This is a genomic window from uncultured Slackia sp. (assembly GCF_959608125.1).
Classification (GTDB): Bacteria; Actinomycetota; Coriobacteriia; order Coriobacteriales; family Eggerthellaceae; genus Slackia.
Genome location: NZ_CAUHPG010000034.1, coordinates 1 through 15,311, shown reverse-complemented (window position 1 = coordinate 15,311; position 15,311 = coordinate 1). Strand labels below are relative to the sequence as shown.

Sequence of the window (15,311 nt, the reverse complement as noted above, 5' to 3'; positions counted from 1 at the left end):
GCAGATGAGCCTGTCGGGCGTGCGCGACATGAGCCTGATCCTCACGCCGCCCGACAACCGTCGTCCCGTGGACGTGCATGTGGGCGAGTGGGATGTCGACGTGGTGAGCGACGCCATCAGGCGCGAGCTGAATCGCGGCGGACAGGTGTATTACGTGAGCAATCGCGTGCGCACGATCGAAGAGGCGGTCGCGCGCGTGGGCGCGGCGGCGGCCGAGGCGCGCGTGGGCGTGGCGCACGGCAAAATGAGCAAGGAAGAGCTCGAGCGCGTGATGGAGGATTTCTCCGCCGGCGCGATCGACGTGCTGGTGGCCACCACGATTATCGAAAGCGGCATCGATAACCCGCACACCAACACGCTCATCATCGAGGATTCGCAGCGTCTGGGACTGGCTCAGATGTATCAGCTCAAGGGGCGCGTCGGCCGCAGCTCGCAGCAGGCCTATGCCTACTTCATGTTCCCCGAAAACGTCAGCCTGACCGAGGAGGCCATGGCGCGTCTCGACGCGATCAACGAGCACCGCGATTTGGGCAGCGGCATGCGCGTCGCCATGCGCGACCTGGAGATTCGCGGCGCAGGCAGCCTTTTAGGCGCCGAACAGAGCGGCAATATGAGCGGCGTGGGCTTCGATCTGTTCGCGCAGATGCTCAGTCAGGCGGTCTCCGACGCTCGCGAGGGAAAGCCCGACGCGGGCGAGGGCCTGCCGCCGGCGCTGTCCGACATCACGGTGAACATGCCGGTGCATACGTATATCCCCGAGGAATACGTGCCCGATGCCGACGAGCGCGTGCTGCTGTACCGCAAGCTCGCGTGCGCCGAGGTTCCCGAAACCGTCGACGAGCTGCTCGAGCAGACCAAGCAGCGCCACGGCGCCATGCCGCAGGCGTGCGAGAACATGTTCGCGAAGTCGCGCCTGCGCGCCTGGGCGTCCGAGCACGGCGTGAAGCTGATCAGCTCTTCGGGCGGCAAGGTGACGATCGAGCCGATCGACGTGGGTCGCGACGCGTTGACGCCGCTGCGGCGCTACGGGGCGCGCTACGTCGCGCAGACGTCCAAGCTGTCCGTGCCCGTGAAATACTTCGACCTCGGCGAAGAGCACAGCTTGATCGAAGCCGTCGAGGGCCTTGTGCGCGATTTGGTCGAAGGCGTGGCGCCGCGCGCGGGAAAGACCCGATGAGCGCGCAGAGGGAGTCGCGCGGCGCGATGTCGCCGAAAAGCAGCGGCCAGGCGGCGGCGAAGCCCAAGGCGGCTAAGGCATCGCAGGCGAAAACGTCGTCGAAGGCCGCGGCCGGCAAGGCGTCTTCGCCTGCGAAGACGACGGCGGCGAACAAGACGGCCGCGAAGGCTCGGACGGCCAAGGCGGCATCGTCGAAAACGTCGCCCGCAAAGCCCGCGGCGAAGGCGAAGAAAGTCCCTGCGCGCGCGGCGGCCCGGACGAAGGCGCCTGTCGCCGGGAAGAAGGCCGCTCCTGCGAAGGCTGTTTTCGGCGGGCGACCTTCGGGCGGTTTCGTGAAGCGCGGCGTGCGCGCGTTCACACGTTCGTACCTGGTGCGCTTCACTACGGAGCTCGCCGTGGTGGTCGCGGCGGTCTTCATAGCCGCAAGCGCGTTTTCGGCGCAGTCGAACGCGCCCGTCACGCAGCGCGCCGACGGCCTGCCCGTCTACATCACCGACGAGATGATCGACACGGCGCGCGCGATGCAGCACGAATACGGCCATCCGGCCGGCTGCACGATCGCGCAGATCATCCAAGAAAGCGGCCAGGGAACGACGCTGTCGATGCTCGCGGAGCGCGACAACAACCTCTTCGGCATGAAATGGGTCGATTCGTTCGCGGGCAAGCACGGCGTGGTGGGCCCGGTGGAGTGGGGGACCGACGAAGAATACGACGGCAAGACGGTCGCGATCAAGGACGCCTTCATCGAGTTCGAATCGAAGAAGGCCTGCATCGAATTCCGTTCGAGCGTCTTTCTGCAGTCTTCGACGTATGCCGACAACGCCACGATCCGCCGCGCTATCGAGACGCGCAATTCGGCGCTGATGGCGTGGGGGCTGCAGGACGCGGGATGGGCCACCGACAGCTCGTACGCCGAGCATCTCGTGGCCGTCATGGACCGCTACGACCTCTATCGCTTCGATTCGTAAAGGCGCGGCCTTCGGGCTGCGCCTTTTTCATTCGCTCAGAACGCGAACCTGTCGGACGGCTTCGCCGGGGCCGCGGCTTCGCGCCGCTGCATGAGGCACCCCAGCGCCTCGGCGGCATGCGCTTTCCTGAGCTGCTCGCACTGGAAGAGGAAGCGCCCTTCGTCTTCGTAGAATCCCGCATCGGCCAGGCGCTCGATCGCGCGGCGCGAGCGGCGCTCGGCGACGAGCGTGCAGGCTGCTTCCGCGTTTTTCTCGAGCTGGCGCGCGAACGACGCCGCCGTGTCGCCATGGACGGCGGCTTTTCCCGCCAGCCGCTCGATGAGCGCCTGGGTCTTGGTCAGAAACGCCCGGTCGCCCGCGAGCAGCTCGTCGTAGACGCGCATGTCGAAGGGGACGGCGAAGCATGCGTCGTCGGCCGTGCCCTCGACGCGTTCGATGCCCGCCCCTTCGCCTTCGCGATAGGCCGTCGGCTCGAAAAGCCCGCGCACGCCCGCAGGAACGTAGGCCACGGTGTCCAGCGCGTCGAGACGGATCCATCCGCCCGCAAACGAACGCTCGCCGATTGTGCGCACGCCGCGCGGGATGCGCGCGATGCAGCCTTCCGCCGCATGCATGAAGCATCCTCGCCCGATGCGCTCCACGTTCTCACCGATCGCGATGCGCTCGGCCCCTTCGCATATGTTGCCGTCTTCCACGTCTTTTACCTGCGACGATATGACGACCGACGTCGCTTTTGCCGGCAGCGCGCGCCGTCCGATGCGCACGAGGGGCGCACCGTCGACGGCGTCGGGCGTTACGGCGACCGTCTTTTCGGCCGACGTGGCCACGAGCAATGCGCCTTCGTCGTCGAAATCGAACACGTCGCCGTCGACGATCCGGTAGGCGGGAGAGACCGCTCTGCGCTCGGCTTCTTTCAGCACGCGCGCGAAAGGGCCTTCGTTGCTTCTGATCCAGAGAAGCGCGGGGTCGATGTCGTCGCGCGCTTCTTCCAGGCCGTCGGGGCAGACGATGCGCTTCGGCGGGTCGGGGGTGTGCAGGAAGGCGTCGTGGCGGATGCATCGCACGCCCGGGCGCACCTCGACGCATTCGCCGTACGGATAGGCCTGCGCGATCAGCGTGTGGCCGTCGTGCGAATACAGCGAGCCGTCTTCGGCGAACAGCGCCGCATTGTCGGGGTGCACGCGGTATTCCACGCTATCGGGGTAGCGCGTGAGCTTGCTCCACTGCACCGGGCGCGCGCCGAAGCGTTCGAGGGTCGACGGTATGGCCAAATGTTCGAAGCACAGGGGCGAAAGCGATCGATCGGCGGTCTCGCGCATGCCTTCGGGCAGCACGAGCAGGCGCAACCCGATGCCGTAGGAAAGCCAGGGGCGGAAGGCGTCTGCCGCGATGCGCACCAGGGGCACGCCTGCGATCGTTGCCGGCAGGCGCAGGATAAGGCCCGCGTCGGGTAGTCCGGCATCGCGCGCGAGCGAGTGCAGGTCGGCTGCCAACAGGGCGCATCCGTCGGATTCGGGCCACAGCGCCAGCGCGCAGCCTTCGCCCGCAAGCGCGGCCGCGGCGGCGCCGTCGAGATGCAGCGGCTCGGCGCAGCGGCGCACGAGCTCGTCGATGGGCGTGGTCTCGTCGAAGAACAGGATGTCGGAAAGCGCTTCGCGTACGGCGTCGTTCATATGGTCCTCCCTATGCACGGATGCAGGCGAATGCCGGACGCGACCATGGTAACGCACCCGTGACGTTTCGGGGCCTTCGCCGCCGTGCTCTTCTGCGATGCGCCGTTGCGCTATGATGCCCTCGACAAGGTCGTTTCACGAGAAGGGCGGCGGGTATGGCGCTTGGCGAACACGACGGCGCGCTCGATCGCGTCGAAGAGCGGGGCGCGGCGGACGGCCGCTACACGGAGCTTTCCTGCGAGCTGCTCGATTATGCGAAGGAAACGCTGCTGGTGGCGTTGCGGTTTCTCGAGCCCGCGATATCGCGGCTCGAGTGCATGCCTGCGCCCGGCTCGTTGTTCGCGACCGACGGCGCGGCGATCTATTACGACCCCGAGCGCACGGTGCGCGCGTTTTCCGAAGAGCCTGCGCGCCTTTCGCGCGACGTCTTGCATATGACGATGCACTGCTTGTTCCGCCATCCGTTCTCCAACGCGGCGTTTCGCCCCGCGCTGTGGGATCTGGCCTGCGATATGGCGGTGGAAAGCTGCATGAACGATCTGGGCCTTTCCGAAATCGCATGTCGCCGTGTCGCGCAGCAGGAACCGATCTGCGCGCGCGTGTGCACCGGCATGCCGTTCGTCACGGCCGAGTCGCTTTATTATCGGCTGGTCGACGAGGGCGTCGCCGACGAGGAGGCGATCGACTTGCGCCGCGCTTTTTTCGTCGACGACCATGCGCTGTGGGTGCGCGGCACGGCCGCTCGCGATGCGCGGCCCGCGGCGGAAGGCGGTTCCGACGGGCTGTTCCCGCAGCCTGAAGCCGACGGCGCCGCCCGTGCGAACGCAGGCGGCAAGGACGCGCGCGACGACGGCGACGACGCCAGCGACGAGGCCCCCGACGAGGGCATGCGCGATCCGGGCGACGCCGCGCCCGAGTTCGCCGACGATGCGCTAGCATCGATGATGCTGTCCTACGCCTCGGCGGCTCGCGTGGACGCGCTCGAGGCGGCCGAGTCGTGCTACGGCGCGGGAGGCGTTCCGTCTCCCGACGTCGCCGCGATGGGCAAGCCCGAGCCGCAGCAGCGCACGCGCCCTCTGCCGACCGATTCGTTCAACGAGGCCATGCAGACGCGCTGGCGCGAGATATCGCTGCGCGCCGACGTGGCGCTCGATGACTTCTCCCAGCTCTGGGGCGCGTTCGGCGGCGAGTTCTCCATGGCGCTCAAGCGCTCCAACACAGAGCGGGTCGATTACGGCGAATTCCTGCGCCGGTTCGTGTCGCGCGACGAGCAGATGGCCGTCAACGACGAAGAATTCGACTACGTGTATTACTGCTACGGGCTGGAGCGCTACGGCAACATGCCCCTGATCGAGCCGCTGGAATACGCCGACGACGGCCGCATCCGCGATTTCGTGATCGCGATCGACACGTCGGCTTCGACGAAGGGCGACACGGTGGCCGCGTTCGTCGAGCGCACCTGCGACATCCTGGAAGACGCGGGCATGTTCTCGGACGCGCTCAATCTGTATCTGATCCAATGCGACGCGCAGATCCAAGACGTCGCCCGCATCACGAGCCGTGCCGACGCGCGCGCCTGGGCCGACAGCCTCGAAATCAAAGGCCTCGGCGGCACGGATTTCCGACCCGTGTTCTCCTACATCGACGACCTGATGGACGCGGGCGAGCTGGCGCATTTGAAGGGGCTTCTGTATTTCACCGACGGGCAGGGGGCCTACCCGCGCTCGAAACCGCGCTACGACGTGGCGTTCGTCTTGACCGACGAGGCCTACGTCGAAGAACCCGACGTGCCCCCGTGGGCGTTGCGCGTCAAGATCGGTTCCGGGGAATTCCGCACAGGCGATAAGGAGGGCATGCGATGAATATCCGCCAGGCGAAAGAAGAGGTGGCCCGCGCGGTCGAGGTCTACCTCGCCAAAGACGAGAACGGCTCGTATCTCATTCCCATCGAGCGGCAGCGTCCGCTGTTTCTGATCGGCGCGCCCGGCGTGGGCAAGACCGCCATCATGGAGCAGGTGGCGCGCGAGATGGGCATCGGGCTGGTGAGCTATTCCATGACGCACCACACGCGCCAAAGCGCCCTCGGCCTGCCGTATATCGCCGAGCGCTCCTTCGAGGGCGAGACGTTCAGCGTGTCCGAATACACGATGAGCGAAATCATCGCGTCGGTCTATGAGGCCATGGCCGAAACGGGCAGGAAGGAAGGCATCCTGTTTTTGGACGAGATCAACTGCGTCTCGGAAACGCTCACGCCCGCCATCCTGCAGTTTTTGCAGTACAAGGTGTTCGGCCGTCACCAGGTGCCGCAGGGCTGGGTGGTGGTCACGGCCGGCAATCCGTCCGAGTACAACCGCAGCACGCACGATTTCGACGTGGCCACGTGGGACCGCCTCAAGCGCATCGACGTCGAGCCCGATTACGAGGCATGGAAGGCCTATGCGCTCGCATCGCGCGTGCATCCGGCCATCATCGCGTACCTCGATGCGGAGACTTCCGATTTCTACCATATCGAGGCCACGCTCGACGGCAAGGCGTTCGTCACGGCCCGCGGCTGGGACGACCTGTCGCGCGTGATGCGCGTCTATGAAGCGCGCGGCATTCCCGTGACCGAGCGCCTGATCGCCCAGTACGTGCAGGATGCGCGTACGGCCAAGCGCTTCGCGGTGTATTACGACCTGTTCAACAAGTACCGATCCGACTACCAGATCGACGCGATCTTGGAAGGCGAGGCCGAAGAGCATGTGGTCGAGCGCGCCAAGGCGGCGCCGTTCGACGAGCGCGTGGCGCTTGTCGGCCTGCTGTCCAGCTCGCTTGCGGGCCGCCTGCACGCCGTCATGCTGCAAGATGCTGCGACCGACCTGGCCTTCGCGGCCGTGAAGGCGGTGGCGCAGGATTGCGAGGACGGCCGGGCCGATGCCGCCGATGTGCGCGCCGCTTGTTCGGCCGCCGCGATCGGTTACGACGCCCGTGCGAAGGAGGGCCGCGAGAGCAGGCTCATGTCCACCGACGAGGGCTCGTCGCTTATGACGGCTGCGCGCTTCCTGCGCGCGATGGCCGACGAGGCGGCTCCGGTCGATCTTGCGCAGGCGAAGGGGCGCTTCGGCGCATATGCGCAAGAGCTCGACGACACGGTGGCGGCCGCGCAGCATGCGCTCGACCGCGCCTATGCGTTCTTGGACGAAGCGTTCGGCATCGGCAAAGAGACGCTGCTGTTCACCACGGATATTTCGGCGGACGCATCGGTGGTTTCCTTCATCGGCCGCTACGGTTCGGAAAGCTATCGGGCCCACAGCCGCGACTTGATGCTCGAAGAGCGCGCCGCAGCGCTGCAGGAGCGCGCGATGAAGGCGGCCGAGGCGCGATAGCGCGCGCCGCAGGGTCTCGGACGGGAAACGTATGGCGCCCGATGGCGGTTTGCCCCGCCTTCGGGCGCTTCGGCGTCATGCGGGCCCCTTCGCGTCGGTTTTTTGACGATTTGCGCACGAAATATGCAGTTGGCGGTCTTTTTCGCGGGCTTCGTTCTATTGTTGTCAGCATAATGCCAGGTCGGAAATGGATGGATGCGCTTCCGGGAGGCCGGAACCTCGAAAATCCGCTCTTTTAAGACCGCCAACTGCAAAAAAGATGCACGAACTGGCTTATTTCACGAAGAAAGGACGGCTATGGCCGATAACGTGTTCCAATTCCCCGCGTCGAAAGCGGCGGGCGCGCCCGATTTCTCGAAAAGCGTCTTCCAGGTGAAGGCGACGCTTCTGTATATCGAACCTGCCATCTGGCGCCGCTTCCTCATCCCCGCCGACGACACGTTCTTCATGCTGGGCGACGCGGTGCTGGGCGCCTTCGATTGGAGCGGCGAATACGGCTTCTATTTCCGCAAGGGCGGCATGTTCTTGGACGACCCGTTGCTCATGGAGCGCAACGCCACGATGCCTCGCATGAAGGGCGAGGTGCACGTGGGCGCCGACGACAAGAAGATCTGCGAGCTCATGAAGCCGGGCGACAAGGCGTCGTTTTTCTACGACATGGAAGACTATTGGGAAATCGAGGTCGAAATCGAGCGCGTGGTGCGCGATGACGAGGCGGCGTTCCCGTTCATGCCGGTGTGCTTGGACGGCGCGCGCCAGGCGCCTCCCGAGGGCGTCGGCGGCACGGTTGGCTACGTCGATTTCTGTCGCGTGCTCGACAATCCGCTCGACGCGCGCTATCGCGAGACGCGCGATTGGCTGGGCCTGCGTGCGGGCGAGCGCTTCGATCCCGAGCAGTTCAGCATCTTCGACGTGAACGCCTCGTACGCGATTGAAACGATCGACGATTACGAAAAGGAAATCCTGCCCGATAACGAGGCCGACCTTCGTGAATTCTGCAAGATGCTGCTGGCCGAGAAGATGTCTATGCATGCGTGCGCTGAAGTGGGCATGCGCACGATGGAGGACCTGAAAGAGGGGCGGCAGGAGTAACGCGACGAGCCGCGGTTCGCGGCCGCTGGTGAAAATGATGCCTCGGCGCTCTCAAAAAGGAGTACCATGAAGGAAAGAATTCGAACGCGACAAGAGAAAGCGTGGTGGCAAGCATGAAGCTGGCAATTCCTTCGATGGGCGAGGGCGGTCTGGACGCGGTTCGCTCGGGTCATTTCGGTCATAGCGATTGCTTCACGATGGTCGACATCGAAGACGGCGAAATCAAAGAGGTCTCTGTCGTGTCCAATCCTCCGCACGAAAGCGGCGGATGCCTGCGTCCGGTGAGCATCCTTTCCGACGCCGGCGCCGACGCCATCGTGGCGGCCGGCATGGGCATGCGTCCCATGCAGGGTTTTGCCCAGGCGGGCATCACGGTGTTCTACGACGCCGAGACCCCGGGCGTGGGCGACGTCGCCAAGCGCGCCGCTGCGGGAGAGCTTCCCGCTATGGGTCCCGAGCACGCCTGCCATCACTAGGAAGCGTTTCGGGCGCCGCTCATATTCGCACTGGATGAAGAACCGCCGCGCAGGCTGCATGCCGCGCGGCGGTTTTGCTGTGTAAGGGCTATCCGCGCTTCGATCCTTGGCGTCGGATGCCGCCCTTGTGGCCGCAGGCCTTGTTGGGGCCGATGCCTTTGGATGCGTGCGCGCCGCCGAAAAACTGCCTGCCGAGGTTCTGCTTTTTCGGCAGAGGAGGCAGCGGCGGGCGCCCTGCGGTCGCGCGCTCGCTCATCGCGCGTTCTCGATCCAGGACACGAGCGCCTCGGCGTCGTCGAAGATTTCGCAAGCGGCACGCCAGTTCGACGAATTCAGGCCGCGTGCGCAGGCGTCGTCGAGCAGGGCGGCCAGCGGCTTGAAGAAGCCGTCCACATCCAGCAGGGCGCTGGGGGCGTTCAGCTCGCCAGCCTTCACGCGCGAAATCACGCTGAAGAACTCGTCGAAGGTGCCAAGGCCGCCCGGCAGCGTGACGAAGGCGTCGGAAAGCTCCACCATACGCTCTTTGCGGGCGGACAGGTCGGCCGTGCATTCTTCCTCGATGCCCGTGACCACGGCGCGGCCCTTGGCGCTCAGGCCCTTCGTGGTGACGCCCATCACGCGGCCGCCCGCCTCTACGGCGGCGCGGGCGCTGGCGCCCATGAGGCCCATGTCGTAGCCGCCGAACACCAGCGTGTGTCCGCGGCCGGCAATCGCGCGTCCAAGCGCCGCGGCGGCGTCGAGGTAGATGTCGTCGAGGTGGTTCGACGACGAGCAGAAAACGCAGATGTTCATAGGTCGGTTCCTTTCGTATCGGTCGCCGCGCGTCGGGCGCGGCCGGGTTTCGGTTCGTATCGTCGCCTTTCGCGGCCGGCTTCGGGGCGGCCTGCGGGGTCCCCCGAAGCCGCTCTTGGGCTTACTCGTCCAGCGTGCGCTTCTGGTACAGGCCCGCATCGGCGAAGCCCAGCTTGCGGTAGTACTCGCGCGTGCCCACGGAGCTGATCACGTTGACGGCTTCGTAGCCCGCCTCGCGCGCCATGGAACAGGCGGTTTCCACCAGCGTGCGGCCCAGGCCCAGATGCTGCGCGCCCTTGCTCGTGGCATGCAGTTTGGCGGCGGCGCCGTAGACGTGCACTTCGCGGATCATGGACTCGCCTTCGCCGATCGGCAGCCCGTCGCGCGCGGCTACGGCATCGGGCTTCGGCAGCGACAGGCGCAAGAACCCGGCGATGCGGTTATCGGGCGTGACCCATTGCAAAAAGCGCTCGGTCGAAACGGACGTGCCGTATTCCACCATGTGCAACGACAGCTCGCCCGTGTCGGTGGCGCGGTTGTTGATTTCGCGGTAGCGGATGTCGGACACCTGGCTACCGTGGCCGGTTTGCTCGATGTGGCGCTCCACCATCTGGCGCAGGTTGGTCTTCTTGTTGCCCGCCATGATGTCGCTTGCCGAAATGTCTCTGATCATGCGCGAGATGCGCATGTAAGGCGGCGTGACCAGTGTGTCATGCGAAAGCACGTCGATCAGTTCGTCTTCGGAATACGGGCGCCAGCTGCCGTCTTCGTAATGCTTCACCAGGCCCGTGCCGTCCACGAGCGCGCACGGATAGATCTTCACCTCGTCGGGCAGATAGCGCGCGTCGGTCACGAAGGCCTCGTAGTCGCGCTTGTCGGCTGCGGGCGTGGCGCCATACAGGTTGGCCATGAAGTGCGCATGGATCTTGAAGCCGAACAGGCGCAGCAAGGCGAAGGCCTCGGCGATGCGCTCGGGGCCGATGCGGCGGTTGTTGGCGGCCAGCACGGCGGGGTTCAGGCTCTGCACGCCGATCTGCACTTTGGTGCAGCCGAAGCGGCGCAGCATGGTGCAGGTGTGCGCGTCGATCGCGTCGGGGCGCGTTTCCACCACCAGGCCCACCACGCGGCTGGTCGCGCGCTCGTTTTCGCGCTGCAGGGCTTCAAGTTCTTCGATCGTCGCGCGCTGCATGGCCACCGCGCGCTGCCAGCCTTCGTGGCCGGCGTACAGATCGCGCACCACGGCGTTGAACGATGCGCCGCGGCCGATCGCTTGCTGGGCGTCGTGGGCGAATGCGGCAAGGGCGGCGCCGTCGCAGGAAACGCCCGCTTCGGCGTAGAAGGCGCGGCGCGCTGCCGCTTGGTCGGCGGCGTCCACGCCGTCGTTGAGCGCGCGGAACAGCTCGGCTATGAACCAGGTCTGGTAGGCGGCGGGGTAATCGGTCCAGGTGCCGCCCAGCACGATTAGCTCGATCTTGTCGATAGGGTGGCCCATCTGGTAGAGCGCGCGCAGGCGCGACGCCACCTGCAGATACGGGTCGAAGCAGTTGCGCTCGGCGCGCTGGCAGGCGGGTTCGTCGTGCAGGTAGCTTTTCGGCATGCGCACGTCGTTGGGGCAGTACAGGCAATCGCTGCCGCAGCTCCAGGGCTTGGTGATCACGGTAATCGTGGCCACGCCCGATGCGGTGCGGCGCGGCTTCATCTGCAGCGCCGCGATCAGCGCGCGCTCGTCGGCGTCGTCGAGCCCCCATGTCGCCACCGTTTCGGGCGCGCGGTTCTTCAGTGCGAAGTAATAGGGCAGCAGCTGCTTTTTCGCGAAGTGGTCTTCGTTGCGCGTGCGATTTTGATTGTGTTCGTGCAGGATGCGGGCGAGCACCTTGTGGTCCACCTCGGTGCCGCGGCGTATCTCTTCGATGATTTCAAGCAGAATGGTATCCATGCCTGTCAGTCTATCGTAGAATCGCAGGCGATTCTTATGGATATGAAGACCGCCGAAATACTCTGCAACGTGACATCCGATTTCTATCGCGCGCAAGCCGCGTCGTTTTCCGCGACGCGCACGTCGCCGTGGCACGGGTGGCGGCGCTGCGTGGCCGCGATGGCCGAAGCATTGGGCGTTACGGATTGTGTCGAAGGTGGAATCGTCCACGGCGAAGCGGCGGCCGACGGCGGCGTAGGCGAAGGCGCGCGCCGTGCGGCCGATGCAGGCGTGCGACCTGGCGTGTCCGTGTTCGACCTGGCATGCGGAAACCTGCGCTTCGAGCGCTACCTCGCAGAGGCGTTGCCGCATGCATGCGTGCGTGCGTACGCGGTTGATAGCTGCGACGAGCTGGCGGCCGATGCGGGCGGTCTGGAAATCCCCGTGACCTACGAATCGTCCGACATCGTGGGCGGTTTGATCGCGGGAGCGCCGTTGCACGAGCTGCATCATGCGCCGCAGGTCGATATGGCCGTGTCGTTCGGTTTTCTGCATCATGTGCCGGGCGAAGATTTGCGCGTACGCGTGCTGGACGGGCTGATCGACGCGGTGCGCCCTGGAGGATGCGTGGCCGTGTCGCTTTGGCAATTCATGAACAACCCCACGCTGGCGGCGAAGGCCTGTGTGGCGCATGCCCAGGCAGGCGAAGCGCTCGGTCTTGCGGCCGATGCGTTCGACGAAGGCGACTATCTGCTGGGCTGGAAAAACGTCGAAGGCGCCTGGCGCTATTGTCACCATTTCTCTGATGAGGAAGTAGACCGCCTGGTTAACGCCGTATCAACGCGCGCGCATTTGGTCGACATGTTCGAAGCCGACGGCCGCACCGGTGCGATGAATAAATATCTGGTGCTGCAGAGGCGTCGATAGAGCCTGCTGGCAAGCGCGGCTTTTATAGATGAGTGTTTACCGGCGGCAGCGAGTCGATCCGTGCGGCTTGGGCTTGGAAATGACGGTTCGAGCTTTAGGGCACAGTTCGCTTGAGCAGAGGTCCTTTGCGCGATGCTGGGCGATGCATGGAAGCCGAAACGAAAGGAACCCCGCGGGTGCGGGGTTCCTTCGCGTTGGGCCGGATGCGGGGCGGGTCTATTCGACCGTCGCATCCACCCAGATGGTGGCGGCGGTGATGCCGCCGGTCTTTTTCGAAATCACCGGCTTGGGCCCCAGGCGGCTGAACACGCCGGTGAAGCGGCCGTTGTATAGGTACAGGCCCGACAGGTTGGTGTAGGGCTGCGCCTCGGCCGTGTAGTCGGCCTTTTCGCCGCGCAGGGGAATGGCCTGCGTGCGGTGCGGGGTGCAGTAGTGCTGCACGATGAACGGGGCGCCCGCCGCGCCGTTCGCGTACGTGTCGATGATCCGCGCCCATTCCTCGTCCGAGAAATCAAGGCCCGCGTACACGTCTTTGCTGCCGTAGGCGTCCACGGGCTTGATGATCCATGCCGCGCGCTCGCGCTTCACGGCGTCAAGATCAACCTCGTCGCTGTTCAAAAACGCCGTGAACGGCACGGTGGCTTCCACGAAAGCGTTTTCTTCGTCGGTCAGAAGCGCCTTGGTCTCGGGCTTGAACAGCACCTGGAAGATCTGCTTGTCGTGCACCAGGTGGCCGGCGAAGCTGCCGATCAGCGCCACCTTGCGGGCGCGCACGGCTTCGATCAAAGGCTGCGACGCCTCCCAGTTGTCGATGATGTCGTTGGTCACGCTGCGGCGCCAGATCGCATCGATCGGCGCATCGTCGCGGCCGTAGAACGCCTTGCGGCCGATCAGGCGGCCGTCTTCGAAGGCCAGGTCGCGCACGTCGTAGACCGAGCATTCCACGCCGCGCTCGGCGAACAGCTTCGCGAAGATCTTGAACTCTTCGGTGATGGCGTTTTCCAGAAAGTCCACGATGGCGATGTGCGGGTGCTCGACCTTGAACGTATAGGTGTCGTAGATCGAGAGGAATTCGTCCACCCAGCCGCCGAAGAGCGCCGCATCGCACGTGGTCAGGCTGTGCTCGCGCGCGAAGGCCTGGTAGGCGGGGCAGTTCTGCATGCTGGCCGTGATCTCGCGGTTCTCGTTCATGCCGCTGGAACCGTCGGCGTTGAATTCGCAGAACTTCGCCGTCATGGCGTCTTCGTCCAAGAACATGTCGACGCGGGCGAACGGCAGCACCGCGTCGTAGTCGCGCGGCAGCAGAATCAGGTCGACCAGGCGCTCGTCCATGTCGTAGACGTGGCGGTATGCGGGGTTGTTCAGGTACTCGTTCATCACCTTCACCAGGATGCGGTGGGTGGTTTCCGAGGCGTTCTTGAAGTAGTCGTAGGTTTCCTGGTCGAAGAAGCGCGGCACGTACGACGAGTTCACCACGGTGCCGTGATAGATCGCCGTGGAGTGCTCCATGTGTTCGCGCGCGGCGTGCTTGCCGGCCGCGTCGCCCTGAAGGGCGTCCACGTGCGCCAGGTATTCGTCGGTGTAGGCTTTGTTGAGGGTCATGGCTGCTCCTCTCGTCTAGGACAGGGAAGGTTCTACGGCGGCGGTGCCGGGTCCGTCGGGCAGAAGCTCGGCGAGGCTTGCTCCCACGAGTTCGATCGATGCCGTGGGACAGGCCGCCACGCATGCGCCGCATCCGATGCAGTAGCGCGCGTCGTAGGAAAGGCTGCCGTTTTCGGGGTCGGCCATGCGTGCGCCCGTCGGGCACGTTTTCGTGCAGTCGAGGCATTCGACGCACGAGGCATGGTTCGTGGCGCTCACCGTCACATCGATGCCGGCGGCCGCTTCGGGCTTGGCGACGATCGTTTCCAACAGCATGCGGCGGCGCGGCTGCATGGTGCGCTTGCTGCGGCCGTTTTCGGCGAACTCGTTGATCACGTCGCCTTCGGTCAGGTTCAGCATATCCTGCATGCGCTTGCGCTCTTTCTTGCGGTACACGTCTTTGAGCGTGTCCGAATTCTTCAGGCGGCGCTTGCCCGAGATGATGTCGATCGCGTCGTTTTTCGCGCTGTCGAACGCCTCGCGGCGGCCGAACTCGTCGCGCGCGATCGAGGCGGCGTCTTCTTCCAGTTCGGGGATTTCGCGGTCGAAGCGCACGGCGCCGCCGCTCCACGTTTCGGCCATTTCGACCGCGCGGGTGAACAACAGCTCGCCGCGGCCGGCCGCGCGCGGGCAGTCTTCGCAGTACTTCAGGTCGCAGGCGATGCACAGGGGCGCGTTTTGCGCCAGCAACAGCGCCCACAGCTCGGGCGGCATGCATGCCAGGCACGGCAGCACCGTGACGTTTTTAGCCGGCGTGAATCCGGGAAAAACGTTTTCTTTGCAGGTCAGATACACGATTTCGCCGCGCATGGCCACGCGTCGCAGGTGTTCGTACAGACGCAGGGTCGTGGTGGTCGACGACGTGAACGCGTCGCAGACGCCCATGCACACGCCGCACTGCGTGCAGGCCTGCTCATCGATGACGGGAAGCCCCGTTTCGCCATCGAAAGAGATGGCGGAGGCGGGGCAGGCTATGCGGCAACGCTCGCAGGAGGCTCCGTGCGGGCGTACGCAATGCGTATCGACGGTGATCATCTTCATGGGGCGGTTCCTTATCGGATGCTTGTCGGGTTGCAGGCGTCGGGCTTCGGGGAAGCGAGGGCGCCTGCGGGATACGAAAACGCCCCGCCGCAGACCGAGCCGCGGCGGGGCGGGCGATGGTTCGCCTTTAGGCGGAGAACACCTCGGCCAGGACGGAGTCGATGCGGGCGATCACGTCGGCGCGGTCCAAAAGCTCGATGCTTTCGAACAGCGGCGGCGAAACCATGTTGCCGCACACGGCCACG

At 65.3% G+C, this 15,311-nt stretch carries 14 protein-coding genes; 7 read left to right on the top strand and 7 right to left on the bottom strand.

Features of this window, described 5'->3' with window-relative positions:
- Together Q6E04_RS08820 and Q6E04_RS08815 are read left to right on the top strand one after the other, a co-directional pair.
- A partial coding sequence (locus Q6E04_RS08820) for a helicase-related protein (protein WP_303250407.1) occupies positions 1–1,177 on the top strand: 1,177 nt, incomplete at its 5' end.
- Positions 1,174–2,145, top strand: coding sequence for a glucosaminidase domain-containing protein (locus Q6E04_RS08815; protein WP_303250406.1), 972 nt, complete (start codon positions 1,174–1,176; stop codon positions 2,143–2,145). The genes Q6E04_RS08820 and Q6E04_RS08815, both read left to right, overlap by 4 nt.
- 35 nt (positions 2,146–2,180) lie before the next feature.
- Here Q6E04_RS08815 and Q6E04_RS08810 read toward each other — a convergent pair whose 3' ends face one another.
- A complete protein-coding gene (locus Q6E04_RS08810) occupies positions 2,181–3,818 on the bottom strand; it encodes a hypothetical protein (protein WP_303250405.1) in 1,638 nt (545 codons plus the stop codon).
- A 155-nt stretch (positions 3,819–3,973) separates the two neighbouring features.
- On the opposite strand from Q6E04_RS08810, the gene Q6E04_RS08805 reads away from it, so the two are divergent.
- From Q6E04_RS08805 to Q6E04_RS08790, 4 genes are all read left to right on the top strand, one after another.
- Complete coding sequence (locus Q6E04_RS08805) at positions 3,974–5,680, top strand: VWA-like domain-containing protein (protein WP_303250404.1); 1,707 nt, start codon at positions 3,974–3,976, stop codon at positions 5,678–5,680.
- Positions 5,677–7,182 (top strand): ATP-binding protein, encoded by a 1,506-nt coding sequence (locus Q6E04_RS08800; RefSeq protein ID WP_303250403.1) that lies wholly within the window; start codon positions 5,677–5,679, stop codon positions 7,180–7,182. The genes Q6E04_RS08805 and Q6E04_RS08800 overlap by 4 nt, the downstream gene beginning before the upstream one ends.
- Before the next feature lie 297 nt (positions 7,183–7,479).
- A complete protein-coding gene (locus Q6E04_RS08795; RefSeq protein ID WP_303250402.1) occupies positions 7,480–8,274 on the top strand; it encodes a plasmid pRiA4b ORF-3 family protein in 795 nt (264 codons plus the stop codon).
- Positions 8,275–8,387: 113 nt separating this feature from the next.
- The gene (locus tag Q6E04_RS08790; RefSeq protein ID WP_303250401.1) at positions 8,388–8,750 is read left to right on the top strand and encodes a NifB/NifX family molybdenum-iron cluster-binding protein; all 363 of its coding nucleotides are present in this window, start codon (positions 8,388–8,390) and stop codon (positions 8,748–8,750) included.
- 88 nt (positions 8,751–8,838) lie between these two features.
- Here the strand turns inward: Q6E04_RS08790 and Q6E04_RS08785 are convergent, their stop codons facing one another.
- The 3 genes from Q6E04_RS08785 to Q6E04_RS08775 form a co-directional block, all read right to left on the bottom strand.
- The gene (locus tag Q6E04_RS08785) at positions 8,839–9,006 is read right to left on the bottom strand and encodes a hypothetical protein (protein ID WP_303250400.1); all 168 of its coding nucleotides are present in this window, start codon (positions 9,004–9,006) and stop codon (positions 8,839–8,841) included.
- Positions 9,003–9,542, bottom strand: a complete 540-nt coding sequence (locus Q6E04_RS08780) for a TIGR00730 family Rossman fold protein (protein ID WP_303250399.1) — start codon at positions 9,540–9,542, stop codon at positions 9,003–9,005. Before Q6E04_RS08780 ends, Q6E04_RS08785 begins: the two co-directional genes overlap by 4 nt.
- A gap of 121 nt (positions 9,543–9,663) precedes the next feature.
- Complete coding sequence (locus Q6E04_RS08775; RefSeq protein WP_303250398.1) at positions 9,664–11,478, bottom strand: elongator complex protein 3; 1,815 nt, start codon at positions 11,476–11,478, stop codon at positions 9,664–9,666.
- Positions 11,479–11,514: 36 nt separating this feature from the next.
- Between Q6E04_RS08775 and Q6E04_RS08770 the strand changes: the two genes are divergently transcribed.
- Complete coding sequence (locus Q6E04_RS08770) at positions 11,515–12,384, top strand: trans-aconitate 2-methyltransferase (protein WP_303250397.1); 870 nt, start codon at positions 11,515–11,517, stop codon at positions 12,382–12,384.
- Between the two features lie 216 nt (positions 12,385–12,600).
- On the opposite strand, the gene Q6E04_RS08765 is transcribed toward Q6E04_RS08770, so the two are convergent.
- From Q6E04_RS08765 to Q6E04_RS08755, 3 genes are all read right to left on the bottom strand, one after another.
- Positions 12,601–13,986, bottom strand: coding sequence for a carboxylate--amine ligase (locus tag Q6E04_RS08765; RefSeq protein WP_303250396.1), 1,386 nt, complete (start codon positions 13,984–13,986; stop codon positions 12,601–12,603).
- Between the two features lie 15 nt (positions 13,987–14,001).
- On the bottom strand, positions 14,002–15,066 hold the full coding sequence (locus Q6E04_RS08760; protein ID WP_303250395.1) for a 4Fe-4S dicluster domain-containing protein: 1,065 nt from the start codon (positions 15,064–15,066) through the stop codon (positions 14,002–14,004).
- A gap of 127 nt (positions 15,067–15,193) precedes the next feature.
- Positions 15,194–15,311 (bottom strand): hypothetical protein (locus tag Q6E04_RS08755; RefSeq protein ID WP_303250408.1); only part of this gene is annotated, 118 nt, incomplete at its 5' end.